At 45.5% G+C, this 19,412-nt stretch carries 21 protein-coding genes and 1 other RNA gene; 15 read left to right on the top strand and 7 right to left on the bottom strand.

Annotation, left to right across the window (positions count from 1 at the left end):
• Nucleotides 1-8 precede the first annotated feature (8 nt).
• The 3 genes from eno (at nucleotide 9) to BTR1S_RS09985 (ending at nucleotide 4,742) form a co-directional block, all read left to right on the top strand.
• Nucleotides 9-1,301, top strand: coding sequence for a phosphopyruvate hydratase (eno, locus tag BTR1S_RS09975; RefSeq protein ID WP_006639135.1), 1,293 nt, complete (start codon nucleotides 9-11; stop codon nucleotides 1,299-1,301).
• Nucleotides 1,302-1,871: 570 nt separating this feature from the next.
• Complete coding sequence (locus tag BTR1S_RS09980) at nucleotides 1,872-2,822, top strand: ABC transporter substrate-binding protein (RefSeq protein ID WP_029419544.1); 951 nt, start codon at nucleotides 1,872-1,874, stop codon at nucleotides 2,820-2,822.
• A 126-nt stretch (nucleotides 2,823-2,948) separates the two neighbouring features.
• The gene (locus BTR1S_RS09985) at nucleotides 2,949-4,742 is read left to right on the top strand and encodes a zinc ribbon domain-containing protein YvbJ (RefSeq protein ID WP_006639133.1); all 1,794 of its coding nucleotides are present in this window, start codon (nucleotides 2,949-2,951) and stop codon (nucleotides 4,740-4,742) included.
• A gap of 41 nt (nucleotides 4,743-4,783) precedes the next feature.
• On the opposite strand, the gene BTR1S_RS09990 is transcribed toward BTR1S_RS09985, so the two are convergent.
• Nucleotides 4,784-5,590, bottom strand: a complete 807-nt coding sequence (locus tag BTR1S_RS09990; RefSeq protein ID WP_029419543.1) for a DUF6574 domain-containing protein — start codon at nucleotides 5,588-5,590, stop codon at nucleotides 4,784-4,786.
• Nucleotides 5,591-5,756: 166 nt separating this feature from the next.
• Between BTR1S_RS09990 and BTR1S_RS09995 the strand changes: the two genes are divergently transcribed.
• Nucleotides 5,757-6,389, top strand: coding sequence for an NAAT family transporter (locus BTR1S_RS09995; protein WP_006639131.1), 633 nt, complete (start codon nucleotides 5,757-5,759; stop codon nucleotides 6,387-6,389).
• A gap of 68 nt (nucleotides 6,390-6,457) precedes the next feature.
• On the opposite strand, the gene BTR1S_RS10000 is transcribed toward BTR1S_RS09995, so the two are convergent.
• On the bottom strand, nucleotides 6,458-6,994 hold the full coding sequence (locus tag BTR1S_RS10000; RefSeq protein ID WP_006639130.1) for a GbsR/MarR family transcriptional regulator: 537 nt from the start codon (nucleotides 6,992-6,994) through the stop codon (nucleotides 6,458-6,460).
• Nucleotides 6,995-7,253: 259 nt separating this feature from the next.
• On the opposite strand from BTR1S_RS10000, the gene BTR1S_RS10005 reads away from it, so the two are divergent.
• Genes BTR1S_RS10005 through BTR1S_RS10020 form a run of 4 tightly spaced genes read left to right on the top strand, consistent with a single transcriptional unit; the run spans nucleotide 7,254 to nucleotide 10,693 of the window.
• On the top strand, nucleotides 7,254-8,396 hold the full coding sequence (locus BTR1S_RS10005) for a betaine/proline/choline family ABC transporter ATP-binding protein (RefSeq protein WP_006639129.1): 1,143 nt from the start codon (nucleotides 7,254-7,256) through the stop codon (nucleotides 8,394-8,396).
• Nucleotides 8,397-8,412: 16 nt separating this feature from the next.
• On the top strand, nucleotides 8,413-9,066 hold the full coding sequence (locus tag BTR1S_RS10010) for an ABC transporter permease (RefSeq protein WP_006639128.1): 654 nt from the start codon (nucleotides 8,413-8,415) through the stop codon (nucleotides 9,064-9,066).
• 13 nt (nucleotides 9,067-9,079) lie between these two features.
• Nucleotides 9,080-9,997: an osmoprotectant ABC transporter substrate-binding lipoprotein OpuCC gene (opuCC, locus tag BTR1S_RS10015; protein ID WP_029419542.1), complete on the top strand. Its 918-nt coding sequence runs from the start codon at nucleotides 9,080-9,082 to the stop codon at nucleotides 9,995-9,997.
• 18 nt (nucleotides 9,998-10,015) lie between these two features.
• Nucleotides 10,016-10,693: an ABC transporter permease gene (locus BTR1S_RS10020; RefSeq protein WP_006639126.1), complete on the top strand. Its 678-nt coding sequence runs from the start codon at nucleotides 10,016-10,018 to the stop codon at nucleotides 10,691-10,693.
• Nucleotides 10,694-10,736: 43 nt separating this feature from the next.
• Here BTR1S_RS10020 and BTR1S_RS10025 read toward each other — a convergent pair whose 3' ends face one another.
• Together BTR1S_RS10025 and BTR1S_RS10030 are read right to left on the bottom strand one after the other, a co-directional pair.
• Nucleotides 10,737-11,135, bottom strand: a complete 399-nt coding sequence (locus BTR1S_RS10025; protein WP_169802091.1) for a helix-turn-helix domain-containing protein — start codon at nucleotides 11,133-11,135, stop codon at nucleotides 10,737-10,739.
• A 152-nt stretch (nucleotides 11,136-11,287) separates the two neighbouring features.
• Nucleotides 11,288-11,692, bottom strand: a complete 405-nt coding sequence (locus tag BTR1S_RS10030) for a helix-turn-helix domain-containing protein (protein ID WP_006639124.1) — start codon at nucleotides 11,690-11,692, stop codon at nucleotides 11,288-11,290.
• Between the two features lie 155 nt (nucleotides 11,693-11,847).
• On the opposite strand from BTR1S_RS10030, the gene BTR1S_RS10035 reads away from it, so the two are divergent.
• The 7 genes from BTR1S_RS10035 to ssrA all read left to right on the top strand — a co-directional run bounded on the left by BTR1S_RS10035 (nucleotide 11,848) and on the right by ssrA (nucleotide 17,027).
• Nucleotides 11,848-12,078 carry a helix-turn-helix domain-containing protein gene (locus BTR1S_RS10035; RefSeq protein WP_006639123.1) on the top strand — a complete coding sequence of 77 codons (231 nt, stop codon included), beginning with the start codon at nucleotides 11,848-11,850 and terminating at the stop codon, nucleotides 12,076-12,078.
• A 29-nt stretch (nucleotides 12,079-12,107) separates the two neighbouring features.
• Complete coding sequence (locus tag BTR1S_RS10040; RefSeq protein WP_006639122.1) at nucleotides 12,108-12,392, top strand: AbrB/MazE/SpoVT family DNA-binding domain-containing protein; 285 nt, start codon at nucleotides 12,108-12,110, stop codon at nucleotides 12,390-12,392.
• Between the two features lie 159 nt (nucleotides 12,393-12,551).
• The gene (gene secG / locus BTR1S_RS10045; protein WP_006639121.1) at nucleotides 12,552-12,782 is read left to right on the top strand and encodes a preprotein translocase subunit SecG; all 231 of its coding nucleotides are present in this window, start codon (nucleotides 12,552-12,554) and stop codon (nucleotides 12,780-12,782) included.
• 130 nt (nucleotides 12,783-12,912) lie between these two features.
• Nucleotides 12,913-13,659: an alpha/beta hydrolase gene (locus BTR1S_RS10050; RefSeq protein WP_006639120.1), complete on the top strand. Its 747-nt coding sequence runs from the start codon at nucleotides 12,913-12,915 to the stop codon at nucleotides 13,657-13,659.
• A gap of 13 nt (nucleotides 13,660-13,672) precedes the next feature.
• Nucleotides 13,673-15,967 carry a ribonuclease R gene (gene rnr / locus BTR1S_RS10055; protein WP_029419540.1) on the top strand — a complete coding sequence of 765 codons (2,295 nt, stop codon included), beginning with the start codon at nucleotides 13,673-13,675 and terminating at the stop codon, nucleotides 15,965-15,967.
• A 112-nt stretch (nucleotides 15,968-16,079) separates the two neighbouring features.
• The gene (gene smpB / locus BTR1S_RS10060; RefSeq protein ID WP_006639118.1) at nucleotides 16,080-16,553 is read left to right on the top strand and encodes an SsrA-binding protein; all 474 of its coding nucleotides are present in this window, start codon (nucleotides 16,080-16,082) and stop codon (nucleotides 16,551-16,553) included.
• 116 nt (nucleotides 16,554-16,669) lie between these two features.
• Nucleotides 16,670-17,027, top strand: a transfer-messenger RNA (tmRNA) gene (gene ssrA / locus BTR1S_RS10065).
• A gap of 427 nt (nucleotides 17,028-17,454) precedes the next feature.
• On the opposite strand, the gene BTR1S_RS10070 is transcribed toward ssrA, so the two are convergent.
• The 3 genes from BTR1S_RS10070 to BTR1S_RS10085 all read right to left on the bottom strand — a co-directional run bounded on the left by BTR1S_RS10070 (nucleotide 17,455) and on the right by BTR1S_RS10085 (nucleotide 19,378).
• Nucleotides 17,455-17,997 carry a YcxB family protein gene (locus BTR1S_RS10070; RefSeq protein WP_006639117.1) on the bottom strand — a complete coding sequence of 181 codons (543 nt, stop codon included), beginning with the start codon at nucleotides 17,995-17,997 and terminating at the stop codon, nucleotides 17,455-17,457.
• 383 nt (nucleotides 17,998-18,380) lie between these two features.
• Entirely contained in the window at nucleotides 18,381-18,866 is a 486-nt protein-coding gene (locus BTR1S_RS10080; RefSeq protein ID WP_006639115.1) for a DUF6022 family protein, read from the bottom strand.
• A 110-nt stretch (nucleotides 18,867-18,976) separates the two neighbouring features.
• A complete protein-coding gene (locus BTR1S_RS10085) occupies nucleotides 18,977-19,378 on the bottom strand; it encodes a YrvL family regulatory protein (RefSeq protein WP_006639114.1) in 402 nt (133 codons plus the stop codon).
• Nucleotides 19,379-19,412: the final 34 nt, after the last annotated feature.

Below are 19,412 nucleotides of genomic sequence, written 5' to 3' on the forward strand. Positions count from 1 at the left end.
AAACAAACATGCCATACATTGTTGATGTTTATGCACGTGAAGTATTAGACTCCCGCGGTAATCCGACGGTTGAAGTTGAAGTATATACAGAATCAGGAGCTTTTGGACGCGCACTTGTCCCAAGCGGCGCTTCCACTGGTGAATATGAAGCTGTCGAGCTTCGTGACGGCGACAAAGACCGCTACCTTGGAAAAGGCGTTTTAACTGCGGTAAACAACGTAAATGAAATCATTGCTCCGGAGCTTCTCGGCTTCGATGTGACAGAACAAGTGGCGATTGACAAATTGCTGATTGAACTTGACGGAACTGAAAACAAAGGCAAGCTTGGCGCAAACGCGATCCTTGGCGTATCAATGGCCGTTGCCCGCGCTGCCGCTGATTTCTTGCAAATTCCTCTATATCAATACCTTGGAGGATTCAACTCTAAAACGCTTCCTGTACCGATGATGAACATCGTAAACGGCGGGGAGCATGCAGACAACAACGTTGACATTCAAGAATTCATGATCATGCCTGTCGGTGCGGAAAACTTCCGCGAAGCGCTTCGCATGGGAGCTCAAATTTTCCACAGCCTGAAATCAGTCCTGAAAGAAAAAGGCCTGAACACTGCTGTTGGTGATGAAGGCGGATTTGCTCCAAACCTTGGATCAAACGAAGAAGCATTGCAAACGATCGTTGAAGCGATCGAAAAAGCCGGCTTTAAACCTGGCGAACAAGTAAAACTTGCAATGGATGCTGCATCTTCTGAGTTCTATAACAAAGAAGACGGCAAATACCATCTTGCAGGCGAAGGCGTCGTCAAAACGTCTGCTGAAATGGTTGACTGGTATGAAGAGCTTGTTTCTAAATACCCAATCATCTCTATCGAAGACGGACTTGACGAAAACGATTGGGAAGGCCACAAGCTTCTTACTGAGCGCCTTGGCAAAAAAGTTCAGCTTGTCGGTGACGACCTCTTCGTTACAAACACGAAAAAACTTGCTGAAGGCATCAAAAACGGCGTAGGCAACTCCATCCTGATCAAAGTTAACCAAATCGGTACATTGACTGAAACATTCGATGCGATCGAAATGGCAAAACGCGCAGGCTACACTGCTGTTATCTCTCACCGCTCCGGTGAAACAGAAGACAGCACAATCGCTGACATCGCCGTTGCAACAAACGCAGGACAAATCAAAACCGGTGCTCCGTCCCGTACGGACCGTGTTGCGAAATACAACCAGCTTCTTCGCATCGAAGATCAATTGGCTGAAACTGCGCAGTACCACGGGATTCAGTCTTTCTACAACTTGAGCAAGTAAGCATAAAAAGAGCTTGGCCGCATGACGCGGCCAAGCTTTGTTTGTTGTTCGATGGTTTTAGCAAATAGGCGGGGAGGAATCCGGTAAGGCCAATTATGATGAAGCCTATAATAGATAATATCGCTATCATCATTGAGGAGAGAAAATCATGAAGGCTATATGCTGTGCTGGATAACATTATTCCCAATCCTAAGCTAATCAGAATTACTTTTTTATTTTTAAAAAGTAAATGTCCTGATTTCCTGAACTTGTTATAAATCAAAGGAAGACCAACATAGCACCCGATCATAAGTGCAAATAGCATTGCTAACATAAATTGCGGTAAAGTTGAAAAATCATTTGTTCCAATTATTTCACCAAATGAAACCGACCAACTGCTTAAGATAACAAATCCGAAAAGGTACAAAACCGACAGCACCAGTTTGAACATTTGCAAAGCCCCCAATCTTCCTTCATCTTACCATCAAATATGAAAGGTCTGCAGGATTTCATATTGACAATTCACATACACATTATATAATCTAATTGATAATGAAAATCATTTGAAAAAGGGGATACTTACATATGCCGATGAAACGAATAAAATGGGTTGCGCTTTTTGCGGCGCTTTTCCTGATCCTTTCGGCCTGCGGGAATCAGAAATCTGCAGGTTCGAATAAAGGCTCGGAAAAAACAAAAAGCTCATACGAGGTAAAGCATGCAATGGGAACGGCGACCATTAAAGGAACGCCGAAAAGGGTTGTCGTGTTAACGAATGAAGCGACAGAGGCCGTGCTTGCCCTCGGTGTCAAACCCGTCGGAGCCGTTCAGTCATGGCTCGGTGATCCGTGGTATAAGCATATCAAATCGAAAATGGACGGCGTTGAAAACGTCGGTACGGAAGTGCAGCCGAATATCGAAAAGATCGCCAGCCTAAAGCCTGATTTGATTATCGGGAACAAAGTGCGCCAGGAAGAAGTGTACGATAAATTAAGCGCCATCGCGCCGACCGTCTTTGCCGAAACGCTGTCAGCGGATTGGAAGGGCAACTTTAAGCTGGCGGCTGAAGCGCTGAATCAAAAAGAAAAAGGCGATCAAGTCATCGCCGATTTTGATAAGCGGGTTGCAGATCTTCGCAAAAAGCTCGGCGACAAGGTGAAGCAAAAAGTCTCACTCGTCCGCTTTACAGATGCCGATGCCCGCATTTATCATAAAGCCTCATTTGCCGGAACGATTCTTGACCAGCTCGGCTTTGCAAGGCCAAAAGGACAGGAAGCCAACGATTTGGGGCAACTGAAGGTGACAAAAGAACAAATTCCCGATATGGATGGGGACGTGCTCTTCTATTACACGTATGAGACTGGAGATGACAAAGCAAGCGCGATCGAGAAAGACTACGTCAATGATCAGCTTTTCAAAAACTTGAGCGTTTATAAAAAAGGAAACGTCCATAAAGTAGACGACGCCGTCTGGAATACGGCAGGGGGCGTTCTTGCCGCGAATCTGATGCTGGATGATATTGAAAAGTACTTTCTGAAGTGATCGTGCACCGCCAACCAAACGGGTGATTTACCATTCGTTTGGTTTTTTTATTTATGAAACACTCCTCCTTTTCGTAAATATAGTATAAAATAACTATTATAGAAACAGAATAATAGGAGGAAAGACATGAATTTTTGTAAAGAATGCGGGCGCGAGCTGTCAGAGCAAGCGCAATTTTGCAAACATTGCGGGACTCCTGTGAATGGCGGACAAGCAGCCGCGGAAGAACCCGTCAATCAAGATCCGGTACATAAACGAAAAATCTCAAAGAAAAGCGTGATCATCTGGGCAGCGATTGCCGCGGGCTGCGTCCTCCTGTTTGCGGGCTATAAGACCGGAGAAGCACTAACCTCAAAGGAAAAATTGATCGGCGACTTTGAAAGCGCGCTTAAGCAAAACGATGAAAAGAAAGTCGCCTCACTGCTTCATTCATCAGACGTAGACTTGACGATTACGAAACAGAACGTCAAACCGCTGATGACGTATTTAGACGAGCACCCCGATGAGAAAAAAGACCTGATCAGCTCTTTGAAGGATCAGAGCGGGGACGGGCTTGTTTCCATCGAAAAAGCGGGAAAACAATTTTTGATTTATGACCGCTATGTGCTGAATGTGGAACCGGTCTATTTGACGGTTAAGACAAGCGAGAAAGGCGCCGGCCTTTACATAAACGACAAAAAGGTGCTGACAACGGAAAAGGAAAACTTCGAGAAAAAATTCGGCCCGTTCGTTCCCGGTTCGTACGATGTGGAAGCAAAGCTGAACTCCGATATCGGCGAACTGAAAAAATCAAAGCATATCAATGCGCTGGACGAGGACGCAAGCGCTGATGCGTCCCTTGATGCGCAAAAAGCGAAGCTCGTCTTTGACGACGGTTATGATAAGCTGAAAGGAACGTTATGGATCAACGGTCAAAAAGTAAAGATCAATCCTTTTCAAGGAACGTCCTTCGGTCCCGTACTGACAGACGGTTCAATGTCTGCTGCCGTTGAGGCCGAATTTCCCTGGGGGAAACTCAAAAGCGAAAAAACGCCGATTGACAGCACAGAAATACATGTCAACCTTGCTTCAGATCAAAAATTCATGAACGAGATGATGCAAAGGATCGCAAAGCATACGAAGGAAGAGGCAAAAGCTTTTGCAAGCGGAAACGCCGGAGAAATGACCGCTGCCGCCCCGGCTTATAAAAGCGATGTAAAAGATATGATTGAAGGCTTTAAAAGCAGTAATACCTATTTTAAAGACGCTTATTTATCGACCGAATTTGACTTGGATTCCTTCCATCTGTATAACGAAGACGGCAAATGGAAAACGGATGTCAATGGAATTGAAAAGCACAAATCGGCCTACTATGACGATTACAGCACGCCTGATTTGGAAGAAAACAAAAATGGATATACGTATACGCTGGTCTACTCTGATAACCAAAAGAAATGGCTTGTCGAAAAAAAGGACCCTGCAGGCTTGGCGTCCTTTAAAAACAAAAAAGAAATCAGAAATGACAAGCCGGAGGAATATACATCAGCATGGGCGTCATCAAAAGGGTCATCCAAAAACGCTTCAGCAGGCGAAGAACTGACAGATCATAAAGTCTATTCAGCAGTTGAAGACTATTTATACAATCTTCAAGATGCGATTAATCTAAATGATTTTGAACTCGTCGCCGACAGCCTGAAAAAAGGAAGTTCGCTTTATGCTGATCAAAAAGAGCTGGTCGCAAAGTTAAACCGCAGCAATATCGAAGAGGAAGTCGCCGATTTCAGCATCGAGAGCTGGGATCAAAACGGTTCAGACGCTACCATCAAAACAATTGAGAAGATCAATGTGATCAAAAACGGCAAAGAGCAGCTGAAAACGTATCATTGGACATATCATGCCGTTGTCGAAGACGGAAAGGTGCTCCTGACATCAATTGAATAGCAAAAAGGCTTTTTTCCACCTGGAAAAAAGCCTTTTTTTACTTAAAATATCCGGCCCAAAATCGAGCCGCCGAGCTTGCCCAAGTATTCAAAAAACAGGTCTCCCATCACCCGGACGGAAATAAATGTCATCAAATAAACAAGCAGTGTCGCGTACACGATGTCAACAGCGCCCTTTGCCCGCTCATGGTAGCTGTAAAGTACGGCCGGCGGGATTAAAAAGACGATGGCGCAAAGTCCGAATAATAAAACATGCATAAACAATGATGTCTGCATCAGCGATAAAAGCAAAGCAACAAGGATAATGACCGTAAAAGGAATCAGCACCGTCCCAAAACGGCCCATGACTTCTTTAAATGAAGCCTGAACCCTTTGAATTCTCACGCCGGCGTATGTAAAAACAAATAATAAGAAAATATAAATAGCAAAGGTAAATGCCGGCTTCAGCACGATATCAAAGAACGACGGCATAGCATAGGAGCGGCTGAATATTCCCGAATAGTGCCCCAGAGAATCAAAAAATCCTTTCAGGCCGAAATAAAAGATCGACGGAACGGCAAGGGCAAATACCGCCATCGTTATGATGCTGTGCAGAAAATGCTGTTCTCCCGCGCTTTTCATCTCTGTGTACGGGTTTTTCAGCACCCTTATGCAGAACGAAAAGTACATGGACGAAGCCTTTTTCGTCGCTTCCACATACTTTTGAGCCTGCAATCTGTCAGCGGCATTCTGAACGCTTTCATCAGCTGCGGCATGATGGACGTTTTCGCTGTCCGCGCTCAGATTGGCACCGCAGTTTTCGCAAAATTTTCCGCCATCTGTTTGATGGCCGCATTTCGAACATGTCATAAAAGTAGATTCTCCTTCTTGAAATAGTTATTTTGTCCTATCTGAGAACTCATTATAAATGAAAATACAGTTGAATGTAATCACTTTATGAAAGTTTAATAAAGCGTCTCCCGAGGTAATAAATCGAATATCCGCTGATGTTTTATATCCAGAAAGGAGAGAACTTATGGTTTCTTTTATCATTCATGTTTTTGTTTCTTTGTTCGCCGTCACAAATCCAATCGGCAATGTTCCGCTCTTTTTGGCCCTGACTGAGGGCTATCAAGCGGAAGAGCGCACCGCTTTGGCGAGAAAGGCTGCCATTTTGTCATTTCTTATTTTAATTGCGTTTCTCATCTTCGGTGAATTCATCTTCAGGCTGTTTGCTATTAACATCCATGCGCTCAGGATCGCAGGCGGGATCTTTATTTTCGGAATCGCCTACAATCTGCTGAATGCCAAGCAATCGCACGTTCAGTCGCTCCATCATAACGAACACCGGGAAAGCAAAGAAAAGGAGGATATTTCCGTGACGCCGCTCAGCATTCCGATTATTTCCGGTCCGGGAACGATCGCCACTGTGATGAGCCTTTCAGCGGGGAGCCGCGGCCTGGTTCAGTTTGGCGGAATGATCATCGGGATTGCCGCTGTGCTGTTATTGACATTTGCGGCCTTCCATTATTCAACACTGATCACCAAAAGGCTTGGCCAGACGGAGATGAACGTCATCACCCGGTTGATGGGTTTGATTTTGGCGGTAGTAGCGGTCGGCATGATCGGAACGGGGCTGAAGGGAATGTTTCCGATTTTGGCGGGATAAAAAGCCGCGCGTTGAATTAAGCTGTGCGGCGCCGCCAAATGAAAAAGCTGCACGGTCTGCAGCTTTTTTTAAGGCTTTGGCACATATTTGAATATGTCATCGCTTTCAAGAAACTCAATCAGGCTGTCGAGCCATTGATAGTAATCAAGCCATTTTTTTGTTTCTTCCAGCAGGTCGTTGATCTTTTCTTCGGCTTCAGGCGAAAGGTTGTCCTCTTCCAGCGCCTCCAAAAGCTCATTTCTAATCTTTTTTCCGATCATCCGGTTTTTTTTGACGACTTTGCTCCAATTGGCGGTAAACAATGAAATAAACGTCTGGTAATAATCCTGTTCGACATCGTACAAGTCTTTGCGGACGCCTTTTTCAAAGACTTTTTCCGCTATATTTAAGTCGAGCATTTCACGCACGACCTGGCTCATTCTTGTTTTGCTCATACCCGTTTCTTCGGACAGCTCATTTAAGGTCAGCGGTTTTCTGTTCATGTAGATAATACCCAGCACGCGGCCGACAGTTGATGATATACCGTACGTATTCATATTTTCAGCGATTTTTTCGATAAAGTGTTCTTCCGCTTGTTTAATCGTTTGTAAAGCCTTTTCTTCCAAAGTATATCATCCCTTCCGACAGCCGATTTTACTGTCAACAATATACCATAAATTTGTTATCTGTTGAAAACGATAAAACGGGAGAAAATAAAAGGAAACGGTTGTTATTTTAAGCATAAACGATCTCATAAAGAGTAAACATATTTTTTTATGTCTTATTCAAATCATTTGAACATATTGTAAACTTTTTATTTTACAAAGTTTATCCTATAATAAATGAGATGTTGGATTTTTCAAAAAATTATTCGGAGGTGTGCTGATGCTGAAGTTAGACAATGTATCAAAGGTTTATAAAGGCGGCAAAAAGGCCGTCAGCAATATCAACCTTGATATAGAAAAAGGTGAATTTATCGTCTTTATCGGGCCCAGCGGATGCGGGAAGACGACGACGATGAAAATGATCAACCGGCTGATTGAGCCGACTTCAGGAAGCATTTACATCAATGGAGAAAACATCTTGGATCAGGACCCCGTAGAGCTTCGCCGAAAAATCGGCTATGTCATTCAGCAAATCGGGCTGTTTCCCCATATGACGATCCAGCAAAATATCGCTCTTGTGCCAAAGCTGTTAAAATGGCCGGAAGAAAAAAGAAAAGAACGGGCAGAAGAATTGCTTCAGCTCGTCGATATGGGCCCGGAGTATTTGAACCGATACCCGCACGAATTAAGCGGCGGACAGCAGCAGAGAATCGGGGTGCTGAGGGCGCTTGCGGCCGAGCCGCCGTTGATTTTAATGGATGAGCCGTTCGGGGCTCTGGACCCGATCACCCGTGACTCGCTTCAGGAAGAGTTTAAAAAATTGCAGAAATCATTAAACAAAACGATCGTATTCGTCACTCATGATATGGATGAAGCGATTAAACTCGCCGACCGGATCGTGATTCTGCGAGCGGGTGAAATCGTTCAGGTCGGAACGCCTGATGAGATTTTGCGCAATCCCGCGGATGAATTTGTCGAGGAATTTATCGGAAAGGACCGCCTTCTACAGTCACGGCCCGATATTGAGCGCGTCGAGCAGGTCATGAACCTGAATCCGGTCACCATCACAAGTGAAAAAACCTTGTCTGAAGCCATCCAGATGATGAGGCGCCACCGTGTCGACTCACTGCTTGTCGTTGATGAAAAACATGTTTTACAAGGCTATATCGATGTCGAAATCATTGACCAAAACCGGAAAAAGGCCGTCACGGTAGGCGAAGTCCTCAATACAGACGTCTATACCGTTCAGCAAGACGCGCTGATCCGCGATACCGTCCGAAAGATTCTGAAAAGGGGCTTTAAATACGTACCTGTTCTCAATGAAAATAAGCGCCTTGTCGGCATTGTTACAAGGGCGAGCCTCGTTGATATCGTCTATGACTCCATTTGGGGCGAAGAAGAGGAACATGCCGTCATCAATTAAGTGAGGAGGTGGAATGATGGATCAGGTGATTGATTTTTTGCAGAAAAACGGCGGGGAGATGCTTTATAAAACATGGGAGCACTTATATATTTCCCTTTTAGCAGTGCTGCTCGGCATCATTGTGGCCGTTCCGCTCGGTGTCCTGCTGACGAGAATGAAAAAGGGGGCAGGTGTCGTGCTCGGCGTCGTTAATATCGTACAGACTTTGCCGAGTTTGGCGATCTTAGCGTTTTTTATTCCCCTTCTCGGAGTGGGAAAGATTCCGGCGATTGTTGCGTTATTTTTCTATTCAGTCCTACCGATTCTAAGGAATACCTACACCGGTGTAAAAGGTGTCAATCGGAATTTGCTGGAGTCTGGAAAGGGAATCGGTATGACTGCATGGGAACAAATCCGCCTTGTCGAACTGCCTCTGTCGGTTCCGGTGATCATGGCGGGAATCCGTACGTCGACCGTCTATTTGATCGGCTGGGCGACACTCGCTTCATTTATCGGCGGGGGCGGTCTTGGCGACTATATTTTTATCGGACTCAACCTGTACCAGCCTGAATATATTATCGCCGGAGCCGTTCCGGTCACCATTTTGGCCGTGCTGATCGATTACATCCTCCTGAAAACCGAAAGCAAAGTCACGCCTGAAGGATTGAAAGGGATGAAGGAAGTTTCATAAGGAGTTGGCTGATATGCAGAAGACAACATTAAGATTGCTTGGAGCCATTATGCTGGTGTTTGCGCTTTTCAGCAGCGGCTGTGCGCTTCCCGGACTTGGCGGGGCATCTGATCAAACGATTAAAATCGGCGCGCAAAACCTGACGGAATCCGAAATTCTCGCCAATATGATCTCACTGCTGATCGAACATGATACAGACTTAAATACCGTACTGGTGAAAAACCTCGGCTCAAACTATGTGCAGCACCAGGCGATGCTTGGCGGGGACATCAACATTTCCGCCACGCGCTATTCGGGAACAGACCTGACGAGCACACTCGGCCTCGAAGCGGAAAAAGACCCGCAAAAAGCGCTCAACATCGTCCAGAAAGAATTTAAAAAGAGGTTTGATTATAAATGGTTTGATTCCTATGGATTCGATAATACGTATGCTTTTACGGTCAAGCAGGAACTGGCGGAAAAAGGGAACTACCAAACCATTTCTGATTTGAAAAAAGACGCGAAAACGCTGAAGCTTGGCGTTGACAATGCCTGGCTGAAAAGAAAAGGCGACGGATATCAGGGATTTAAACAGACTTACGGTTTGGAATTTGGTTCAACCTTTCCGATGCAGATCGGGCTCGTCTATGATGCCGTCAAAAACGGCAAGATGGATATCGTCCTCGCTTATTCGACAGACGGCCGGATCAAAGCCTACAACTTAAAAATATTAAAGGATGACAAGCGATTCTTCCCTCCGTACGACTGTTCCCCTGTCGTACCGGAGAAAGTGCTGAAGGAGCATCCTGAACTTGAAGGCGTCATCAATAAATTGATCGGAAAGATTGACACCGGGACGATGCAGGAGCTGAATTACGAGGTTGATGGAAAATTGAAAGAACCATCTGTTGTCGCAGAGGAATTTTTGAAGAAACACAATTATTTTCAGTGAACAGGAGGGAGCAGGAACATGGACGTTCTTCAACAGCTTTGGACGTATTACGCGCAAAACGGAGGCTACGTTCTCCAGGAATTTTTCCGCCACTTTTTAATGTCTGCCTACGGCGTCTTATTCGCAGCAATCGCCGGCGTTCCGGCCGGGATTTTGATCGCGAGATACCGAAAAATAAGCGGCTGGGTCTTTTCGGTCACGAACGTGATTCAAACGATTCCGGCCCTCGCGATGCTGGCCGTGCTCATGCTTGTCATGGGACTCGGCGCCAACACGGTCATCCTTTCCCTGTTTTTGTACTCGCTCCTGCCGATCATCAGAAATACGTATACGGGAATCGTCAGCATTGAGCAAGCCTACCTGGAATCAGGGAAGGCGATGGGGATGACGAAGCTTCAAGTGCTGAGGATGGTGGAGCTTCCCCTTGCATTGTCCGTCATCATGGCAGGTCTGAGAACCGCCTTGGTGATCGCGATCGGCATCACCGCCATCGGTACGTTTGTCGGCGCCGGCGGCCTCGGCGACATTATCGTCAGAGGGTCAAACGCCACAAACGGAACAGCGATCATCCTCGCCGGCGCAATCCCGACAGCGCTGATGGCCGTCATCGCCGACCTTTTGATGGGCTGGCTGGAGCGCGTCTTGAGCCCGGTTAAAAACAGCAAAGGGCGTACGCCCGATGCGAATGCTGTATAAGCTGAAAAAAAGCCGAATTTCTTCAAAAAAGAAATTCGGCTTTTTAAGGTTTCCGCTTTTGTGCTTCATTGACCAAAAAATGAAAATACTGTTCCAAATTCAGAATATCCTCGCGGGAAAGCAAGTCCCACTTTTCAGTCTCAAACAGCCACAAATCCTTTATATCCCGCTCTGCCGCTACATCATAAATGGTTCGGTATTCAGGCGGCTGTTCGCGGATTTCGCCCGCGGTCATGTAGCCGGCAATGTCCATTAACTGTTCATACGGAATTTTCAGGGCATCCGCCAATTTTTTGATCGTCGCCGGCTTCGGGACTCCAGGGTGCCCGTTTTCAATCCGGGAGATCGCCGCAGCGCTGACTCCGGCATACATCGCAAGCTGATTGACCGATAATTTTCTTTGTTCCCGCAGCTTTTTCAGCTGCTCTCCAAACGTTGTCACCGCCATCACCTCGGGAATCTCATGATATGTAACATTTTAATGCAATTATTGACTAAAGGAAACAGTTCAGAGGGAAAAATATTGACAAAAGTTAACGGCAGGGATAAAATAACAGAAGGAAATGCCGGAGGGCGAAAAATATCAGCGGAGGATCAGGATATGCCGTTCCGGCCGCTTGCTTCCTTGACGAGAAAGTTAAAATATTTATCAAGGTTCTCTATGTCCTTCTTTGAAAGGAGCTTCCATTTTTCGCTGTCGAACAGGGACAGATCTTCCAAGCCATGCCGGGAAACGATATCATAGATGGAATCATAGCCGCTTCTCGATTCCTGCACCGTGGTGGCGCTGATATAGCCCGCTGATGCCATCAATTCCTCATAGGGAATTTTCAGGGCGTTCGCAAGCTTCCGGATCGTCGCCGGTTTGGGAACCCCGCGCTTCCCGTTTTCGATTCTCGAAATGCCGGCAGAGCTGACGCCGGAATACATCGCAAGCTGGTTGACCGTCAGTTTTTTCCGCTCCCTTAATTGCCTTAAATGATCTCCAAAGTGTGTCATGGCAAAAACCTCACAATCTCTTATTATCAAATATTTTAGTATGAATATTGACTATAGGAAACATCTGGATGATAAAAGTATTGACAAAAGTTAACAAAGCGTTTATGGTTGATATAGATAAAAAGAAATATAAGAGTGGGTTAGGGGGAGATAAAATGGTAAAAAAGATTCATATCAGAAGAGATTTCGTCCTTCAATATATGATTGAGCATAATCTCTCTTTAAATCAGCTTGCCATCGAAATCGGCGTATCCCCGGCAACACTGAGCAGAGTTTTAAATGGAGAAAGGAGGCCGGGGCAGCTTGTCATCGGCAAGATGATTCAGTACTTCAATAAAAAGTTCGAGGATCTCTTTTACTACAAAGATGTTGACAAAAGTCAATAAGAAGGAGGAAAAAGGAGGCTTTTCAGACAATGAAGAATACCGGAATTGTAAGAAGAATCGATGAGCTTGGCCGGGTGGTCCTGCCGGTGGAACTGAGAAGGGTGCTGAATATCAAGGAAAAAGATCCGCTTGAAATTTACAGCGACGGCGACAATATCATTCTTGCCAAATATGCAGCAAACATGGCCTGTCTGATGACCGGTGAAATCACGACACAGAACAAAACGTACGCAGGCGGCAAAATCATCCTCAGCCCGCGCGGCGCCGAAATGCTTTTGGAAGATTTGCTGGAGGCCTTGTCCAACAGGAAATAATGTTTACATACAGTGAAGCGGTGTTCTCCCGCTTCTTTTTTGTATACGGCATTCTGCGCTGGAAAAAATAAAAAAGAACAGCAGAACAGCTCGTGACATGCGCTTGCTTTTCATGTAAAATAAAACTATTGTCAGCCAGTTTGTCTGGAGGTGTAGGGAATGGCCACATTTTTAACTGTATTATTAGTGATTGTCAGTATCGCACTCATCGTTGTCGTTTTACTGCAATCCGGTAAAAGCGCCGGATTATCAGGTGCAATTTCCGGGGGAGCCGAGCAGCTTTTTGGAAAGCAGAAAGCGAGAGGGCTTGATTTAATTCTTCACCGCATCACGGTAGTATTGACCGTGCTTTTCTTTTTCCTAACGATTGCACTTGCTTACTTTGTATAAGGCAATGAAGCATGAGGTCTGATATAGAAGTCAGGCCTTTTTCATATTCACCGGATTTTGCTATGCCGGTATGAAAGTTTGTTTCATGATCAAACGTGGAAGAATAGAATTGAAAAGGAGACTGCTAATCATGAAAATCGTCAAACCACAACCTTTCACATTTAAAGGCGGAAATAAAGCCGTCCTTCTTTTGCACGGATTTACCGGGAACACGGCGGATGTGCGGATGCTCGGAAGGTATTTGAATGAAAGGGGCTATACATGTCATGCGCCTCAATATAAAGGACACGGCGTGCCGCCGGAAGAGCTTCTTCACACAGGGCCGGAAGACTGGTGGAAAGACGTCATGGACGGCTATGACTATTTAAAATCAGAAGGCTATGAACAAATTGCGGCTTGCGGACTGTCGCTCGGGGGAGTTTTTTCCCTGAAATTGGGTTACACTGTACCCGTGAAGGGAATTGTTCCAATGTGCGCCCCGATGTACATCAAAAGCGAAGAGACGATGTATCAAGGTGTGCTTGATTACGCCCGGAATTATAAAAAGTTTGAAGGGAAATCCTCGGAACAGATTGACGCGGAGATGGAAGATTTCAAAAAAACGCCGATGAACACGTTAAAAGCTTTGCAAGAGCTGATCGCAGACGTCAGAGAGCATGTGGACATGATTTACTCGCCGACGTTTGTGGTGCAGGCCCGCCATGATCATATGATTAATACAGACAGCGCGAACATCATCTACAATGAAGTCGAAACAGATGATAAGCACATTAAATGGTATGAAGAATCAGGACATGCCATTACGTTGGATAAAGAGCGGGAGACGTTGCATGAGGATGTGCACCGGTTTTTAGAAACGCTGGATTGGCAGACATAAGGAGGTCTGATTAGTGGAAAAAGAAGAATTTATGGATAAGCTTCTTGCCTTTATGAAGGAAGAAGCGTATAAACCTCTGACAGTTCAGGAACTGGAGGAGATGCTTGAGATCACAGATGCAGATGAATATAAAGAGCTTGTCAAGGCTTTGGTGAGTCTTGAGGAAAAAGGGCTCGTCGTCAGAACGAGAAGCAACCGGTACGGATTGCCGGAAAAAATGAATTTAATCAAAGGGAAGATTTCGGCGCACGCAAAAGGCTTTGCGTTTCTTCTTCCTGAAGATTCCTCTCTTGATGATATCTTCATTCCGCCGTCCGAGCTGAATACGGCAATGAACGGGGACACGGTGCTCGTCCGTCTGAGCACGCAGACCGGCGGCACAAAAAAAGAAGGAACGGTCATCAGGATCATCGAACGGAATGTCGAGAAAATCGTCGGAACGTATACTGAGACGAAAAGCTTCGGCTTTGTCATTCCGGACGACAAGAAAATCACGAATGACATCTTTATCCCGAAACACGCCAAAAACGGGGCTGTCGAGGGCCATAAAGTCGTCGTCCGCCTGACAAGCTATCCTGAAGGACGGATGAGTGCGGAAGGAGAGGTCATCGAGATTCTCGGCCACAAAAACGACCCGGGCATCGACATCCTTTCGATCATTCACAAGCACGGACTGCCGGGAGAATTTCCCGCCGAAGCGATGGAGCAGGCCAACGCCACTCCGGAAACCATCGATGAGCAGGATCTCAGCGGCAGACGGGATTTGCGCGATCAAACGATTGTGACGATCGATGGCGCGGATGCGAAAGATTTGGATGATGCCGTCACCGTCACAAAGCTGAAAAACGGCCACTATAAACTCGGCGTCCACATTGCCGACGTCAGCCACTATGTAACAGAAGGCTCACCGATCGATAAAGAGGCGTATGAACGGGGAACGAGCGTTTATTTGGTGGACCGGGTGATTCCGATGATTCCCCACAGGCTGTCCAACGGAATCTGTTCTTTGAACCCGAAGGTCGACCGGCTGACCATGTCCTGTGAAATGACCATCAATAGACAGGGACAGGTTGTCGAGCATGAGATTTTTCAAAGCGTCATCAAAACGACTGAGCGGATGACATATTCGGATGTCAACAAAATCCTCGTCGATGATGATGAAGAGTTGAAAGAGAAGTATGAAGCGCTAGTGCCGATGTTTCAAGATATGGAAGAGCTTGCGGCCATCTTGCGGGAAAAGCGGATGGAGCGCGGAGCGGTCGATTTTGATTTTAAGGAAGCGAAAGTGCTTGTCGATGAAGAAGGAGCGGCCAAAGACATCGTGCTGAGGGAGCGTTCGACAGCGGAAAAGCTGATTGAAGAATTCATGCTTGTCGCCAACGAAACGGTTGCCGAGCATTTCCATTGGATGGATGTTCCGTTTATTTACCGGATCCACGAAGACCCGGACCAGGAAAAACTGCAGAAATTTTTGGAGTTTGTCACGACATTCGGCTATGTCGTCAAAGGAGCGGCCGGAAGCATCCACCCGAAGGCGCTGCAAAAAGTGTTGGATGATGTCAGGGACACCCCTGAAGAAGCCGTGATTTCAACGGTGATGCTCAGATCGATGAAACAGGCGAAATACGACCCGCAAAGTTTGGGCCATTTCGGTTTGTCGACTGAATTTTACACGCATTTCACATCGCCGATCCGCCGCTATCCGGATTTAATCGTCCACAGGCTGATCAGGACGTATTTGATTCAGGGAAAAACGGATGAAGTGACGAAAGGGAAATGGGCCGGGCTGTTGCCGGAATTCGCGGAGCACACTTCCAATATGGAGCGCAATGCCGTAGACGCCGAACGGGAAACGGATGACCTGAAAAAAGCGGAATATATGATGGATAAGATCGGTGAAGAATTTGACGGCGTCATCAGCTCGGTGACGAACTTCGGGATGTTCGTTGAACTGCCGAATACGATTGAAGGGCTCGTGCATGTCAGCTTCATGACCGATGATTTTTACCGCTTTGATGAACAGCATTATGCCATGATCGGCGAAAGAACGGGCAATATCTACAGGATCGGCGACGAAATCACGGTCCGCGTCGTTGACGTCAATAAAGATGAACGAAACATCGATTTTGAAATTGTCGGCATGAAAGGTTCGCGCCGCAGGGAAAAACCGAATGCCAATAACAAGAAGAAGAAAGCGTCATCTGAAGAAAAAGGCGATTGGTTCACACGTCCGAAAAAGAAAAAAGTGAAGAAAAAACGCGGTTTTCAAAACGCACCAAAGCAAAAAAGAAAGAAAAAGAAGAAATAAGCGGCATGCTTCAACTAAAAGGCGGCGAATTGTAAGACAGGCGCTGATTTGATAGAATAAAACGTATTCGCTGCCTTTTGGAAAGCAAGAGCAAGCGGGAGGAGGTTGCCGTATGCCAAAGGGAGAAGGGAAGGTCGTTTCCCAAAACAAAAAAGCAAACCACGACTATTTTATAGAAGAAACATATGAAACAGGAATTGTTCTGCAAGGAACCGAGATTAAATCCATCCGCGCCGGACGGGTGAACTTAAAGGACTCATTCGCCAAAATCGAGAGGGGAGAAGTATTCCTGCACAATATGCACATCAGTCCGTACGAGCAGGGAAACCGGTATAACCACGATCCGCTGCGGACAAGAAAGCTTTTGATGCACCGCAAGCAGATCAACAAGCTGATCGGCTTGACGAAAGAGCAGGGATATTCGCTTGTACCGCTCAAGCTGTATTTGAAAAACGGCTTTGCCAAAGTGCTTCTCGGCCTTGGAAAAGGGAAAAAGAGATATGACAAGCGCGAAGATTTGAAGCGGAAAGACGCGAAGCGCGAAATTGAAAGAGCATTCCGCGACAGGCAAAAAGGCTTGATCTAAAGCCAGAACTCATGTTATCCTATATGAACGTGATCACAGACATTACCATTTGGAATTGACGCGTGATCTTGTTATAATAGTGATGCAGCCAGTTATCCGGCTTCCTTTTCATCCAAGGGGACGTTACGGATTCGACAGGGACGGATCGAGCTTGAGCTGCGAGCCGAGAGGCGATCTCGTAAAAACGCACCTAAATATAACTGGCAAATCTAATAACCAGAACTTAGCACTAGCTGCCTAATTAGCGCAGCGAGCTCTTGCCCGCATCGCCTATGTGCCGGTTAAGAGCCCATAACCAAGTAGGCTACGCTTGCGCTTCCGTCTGAGAGCGCAGGAAGAGACTCATCAGACTGGCTCTCTGAAGGCCCGCCCGCAGGCACGACGATGAGCGAATCCAAATATGCAGGGCTACGCTCGTAGACGCTGAAGTATCGACGTTTCTGGACGTGGGTTCGACTCCCACCGTCTCCACCATACATATGATGGTGGTTTTTTTTGTTTTTTGGGGATTTTGTGTTTTTGTTCAGGAACAGTGAACCGCTTAAATAAACCCATTAGTACAAATTGGCTGCTTTTTTTGCAGGTCAGCCAAAACAGTATTATTGGCAGCAATAATACTGAAGTCCAGATGAATCTTCACAACTCCAAGATCACCAGCAGATTGGTTTTGCTAATGATTCATTCCAAAAATGAAACCAATGACAATCAAGTCTATACCTAAGATTCCTTTACAGGTTGTTTCTTTCTATGAGATAAAATCATGTCAGAATTCGGCCCCATCAGGTGTGATGGACCATTTTTTGGCACCTTATAAGTGATGGGACTTATTACATATATTAAGAAGCAAAACAATTGCAGGCTGAAAATATGCCATATAAAAAAGAGGGGGAGACCCCTCTTTTTAAGATTGCCATTTTACTTTTTTGGCCTGTCCATATTCAGTCACAAGCTGTCTGAACGAATGAAGCTCATTTTCAAATGTGAAATAACGTTTCGGTATCAAGATCAACTGGCTGCTGGACGTTTTCATGAGGAATAGGCGTTTATATTCTGTTACTGCCGTCACTTCATGCCATTGAAACAACGTATCGGAATTCTTAGATTGAATCTGAATCCCCTGTGGATTGATGGTATATGTTCGTTTGCGTTTTAACCGTTCATTTTTTCGAAATCCAATTTGCATCCGGATATAAAAAAAACCAATCAAAAGTAGCGTTAAAATCATTGAAAGTACAATAATGAGAAGGCCATTCAACAGCAATTCGAGTGTTTCACTATGATAAACGGTAATCGGCAGCCTCTCATCGACGGAAAACACCCAGACAAACAATAGAAAAATAAAAATAAAATAAAGGAGTGCGTATTTCTGAAGCCAATAAAAAAAGAAAGATCTCATATCTTGTAATGTAAATTTTCCCTGAAGAAAGACGCTGTGCTGGATCATACGTTTACTGCACCTCAAACATGTTTTCCTTTAATCTTAGCATAAAATCTCATTTATTCATAGAAATGGATTCCGGATTGGTTTTGTCTTTCTGAGCAAACTGTCATTGCTGCCAAGTACGCCATCGAAAATAAGCTGACGGCGACCCGGGGACTGCTGACTTGATTAAAAAGAGCTTTCCCGGCATTTTTTGCTGAAACAGTATGATAAAAAGACAGTAGAGTTAACAATATTTCGAACATTCTCATGATGCTGGTCTTATATATAACGAATCGGCTGTTTGATGAGTTTCAAAAGCTTCCTTGGGTTTCATGTAAGTGAAAAAACCGCTGGATGACCCAGCGGCTGCAGCATATAAATGTTTAAAAGCAGATCGTAGCAAGCTAGTTCTCCTTTATCTGTTTAACGGCAGCGACAATCAGGCCCCTTTCTGTGTCTTCCAAAGTGTAAATCTGAGGGGCATGAGGCACATCAAACCCGGCATGGGAGTGATAGAAGTCAAAAAGCATCGTGCCGACCGGGTGTTTTTGCTGATCGGCGATGACAACCCAAAACACTCGTGAGCGGCAGTTGTCAGCTCCCCATTTTTCCATGGACTGTCTAAAGTTCAAGCCTTGTCCGATGAAAAAATCGCCTTTTTTCACATCTTGAATCGTTATATAGCCGGATTGTTCGAGGCTCTCAAATACAGGAGGGAGCAGTTTATCCAAGTAAAGCCCGTAAGTCGCGTCCTCTAATTCGGGAAACGCTTTTAAAAATTCCTCCCGATGGTTGTCGAGCGTCTTTTTCCAATAAACGTTCACATAGCTTTGCACCTGTCCGCCGATTTCTTTGATCGACATGTCCTGCCTGAAACTTATTGTGTTCATGGACGAAAACCTCCTTTTAATCGCTGCATATCCAGTTTATAACATTCATGCAAATGATAAAGTTTGTGAGAACGTTGAGTCCTGCAATGAAGAAAACTTTATCATCCGATTTAGAATTGTAAGAGCGAACCGGACCTTTGGCGCGGATAAAGGATTTTATCGATTGTAAAAAACGAAACGGCGATCATCATTTCCGCCGAAGTCGTCAGCAGAATGTCGTCCAGCAATTCGTCCGCTGTGAAAATGGCGGCCCATAAACATCCGATTGTGATGATTTCGGCGGCGAAAACCGTGATCCGCCGATTGATGCGCAACAGCTTAATGCTGTGGATGAGCAGCTTTTCAGCCGGTTCCATGACAAAGGTCAGTCCAATATAAAAAAGCGTGAACAGAAGCAGGGACCCGACCGTTTGGTAAAATGCGCCCGGCAGATGAAAAAGGATCGAAATGCCGAGAAAGTGGGCGGAAAAAACGAATACAACCGATAAGCAGCAAATAGCGAAATGTTTCATGACACAACTCCTTTAAAATATGTATACACAGCCG

Origin of the sequence: Bacillus sonorensis NBRC 101234 = KCTC 13918 (assembly GCF_001592005.1) — a bacterium.
Lineage (GTDB): Bacteria > Bacillota > Bacilli > Bacillales > Bacillaceae > Bacillus > Bacillus sonorensis.

Bases quoted from the DNA above. Each gene is read 5' to 3' on its own strand.
- eno (WP_006639135.1), top strand. From the start codon at position 9: ATGCCATACATTGTTGATGTTTATGCACGTGAAGTATTAGACTCCCGC.
- BTR1S_RS09980 (WP_029419544.1), top strand. From the start codon at position 1,872: ATGAAACGAATAAAATGGGTTGCGCTTTTTGCGGCGCTTTTCCTGATC.
- BTR1S_RS09985 (WP_006639133.1), top strand. From the start codon at position 2,949: ATGAATTTTTGTAAAGAATGCGGGCGCGAGCTGTCAGAGCAAGCGCAA.
- BTR1S_RS09990 (WP_029419543.1), bottom strand. From the start codon at position 5,590: ATGACATGTTCGAAATGCGGCCATCAAACAGATGGCGGAAAATTTTGC.
- BTR1S_RS09995 (WP_006639131.1), top strand. From the start codon at position 5,757: ATGGTTTCTTTTATCATTCATGTTTTTGTTTCTTTGTTCGCCGTCACA.
- BTR1S_RS10005 (WP_006639129.1), top strand. From the start codon at position 7,254: ATGCTGAAGTTAGACAATGTATCAAAGGTTTATAAAGGCGGCAAAAAG.
- BTR1S_RS10010 (WP_006639128.1), top strand. From the start codon at position 8,413: ATGGATCAGGTGATTGATTTTTTGCAGAAAAACGGCGGGGAGATGCTT.
- opuCC (WP_029419542.1), top strand. From the start codon at position 9,080: ATGCAGAAGACAACATTAAGATTGCTTGGAGCCATTATGCTGGTGTTT.
- BTR1S_RS10020 (WP_006639126.1), top strand. From the start codon at position 10,016: ATGGACGTTCTTCAACAGCTTTGGACGTATTACGCGCAAAACGGAGGC.
- BTR1S_RS10030 (WP_006639124.1), bottom strand. From the start codon at position 11,692: ATGACACACTTTGGAGATCATTTAAGGCAATTAAGGGAGCGGAAAAAA.
- BTR1S_RS10035 (WP_006639123.1), top strand. From the start codon at position 11,848: ATGGTAAAAAAGATTCATATCAGAAGAGATTTCGTCCTTCAATATATG.
- BTR1S_RS10040 (WP_006639122.1), top strand. From the start codon at position 12,108: ATGAAGAATACCGGAATTGTAAGAAGAATCGATGAGCTTGGCCGGGTG.
- secG (WP_006639121.1), top strand. From the start codon at position 12,552: ATGGCCACATTTTTAACTGTATTATTAGTGATTGTCAGTATCGCACTC.
- BTR1S_RS10050 (WP_006639120.1), top strand. From the start codon at position 12,913: ATGAAAATCGTCAAACCACAACCTTTCACATTTAAAGGCGGAAATAAA.
- smpB (WP_006639118.1), top strand. From the start codon at position 16,080: ATGCCAAAGGGAGAAGGGAAGGTCGTTTCCCAAAACAAAAAAGCAAAC.
- BTR1S_RS10070 (WP_006639117.1), bottom strand. From the start codon at position 17,997: ATGATCCAGCACAGCGTCTTTCTTCAGGGAAAATTTACATTACAAGAT.
- BTR1S_RS10080 (WP_006639115.1), bottom strand. From the start codon at position 18,866: ATGAACACAATAAGTTTCAGGCAGGACATGTCGATCAAAGAAATCGGC.
- BTR1S_RS10085 (WP_006639114.1), bottom strand. From the start codon at position 19,378: ATGAAACATTTCGCTATTTGCTGCTTATCGGTTGTATTCGTTTTTTCC.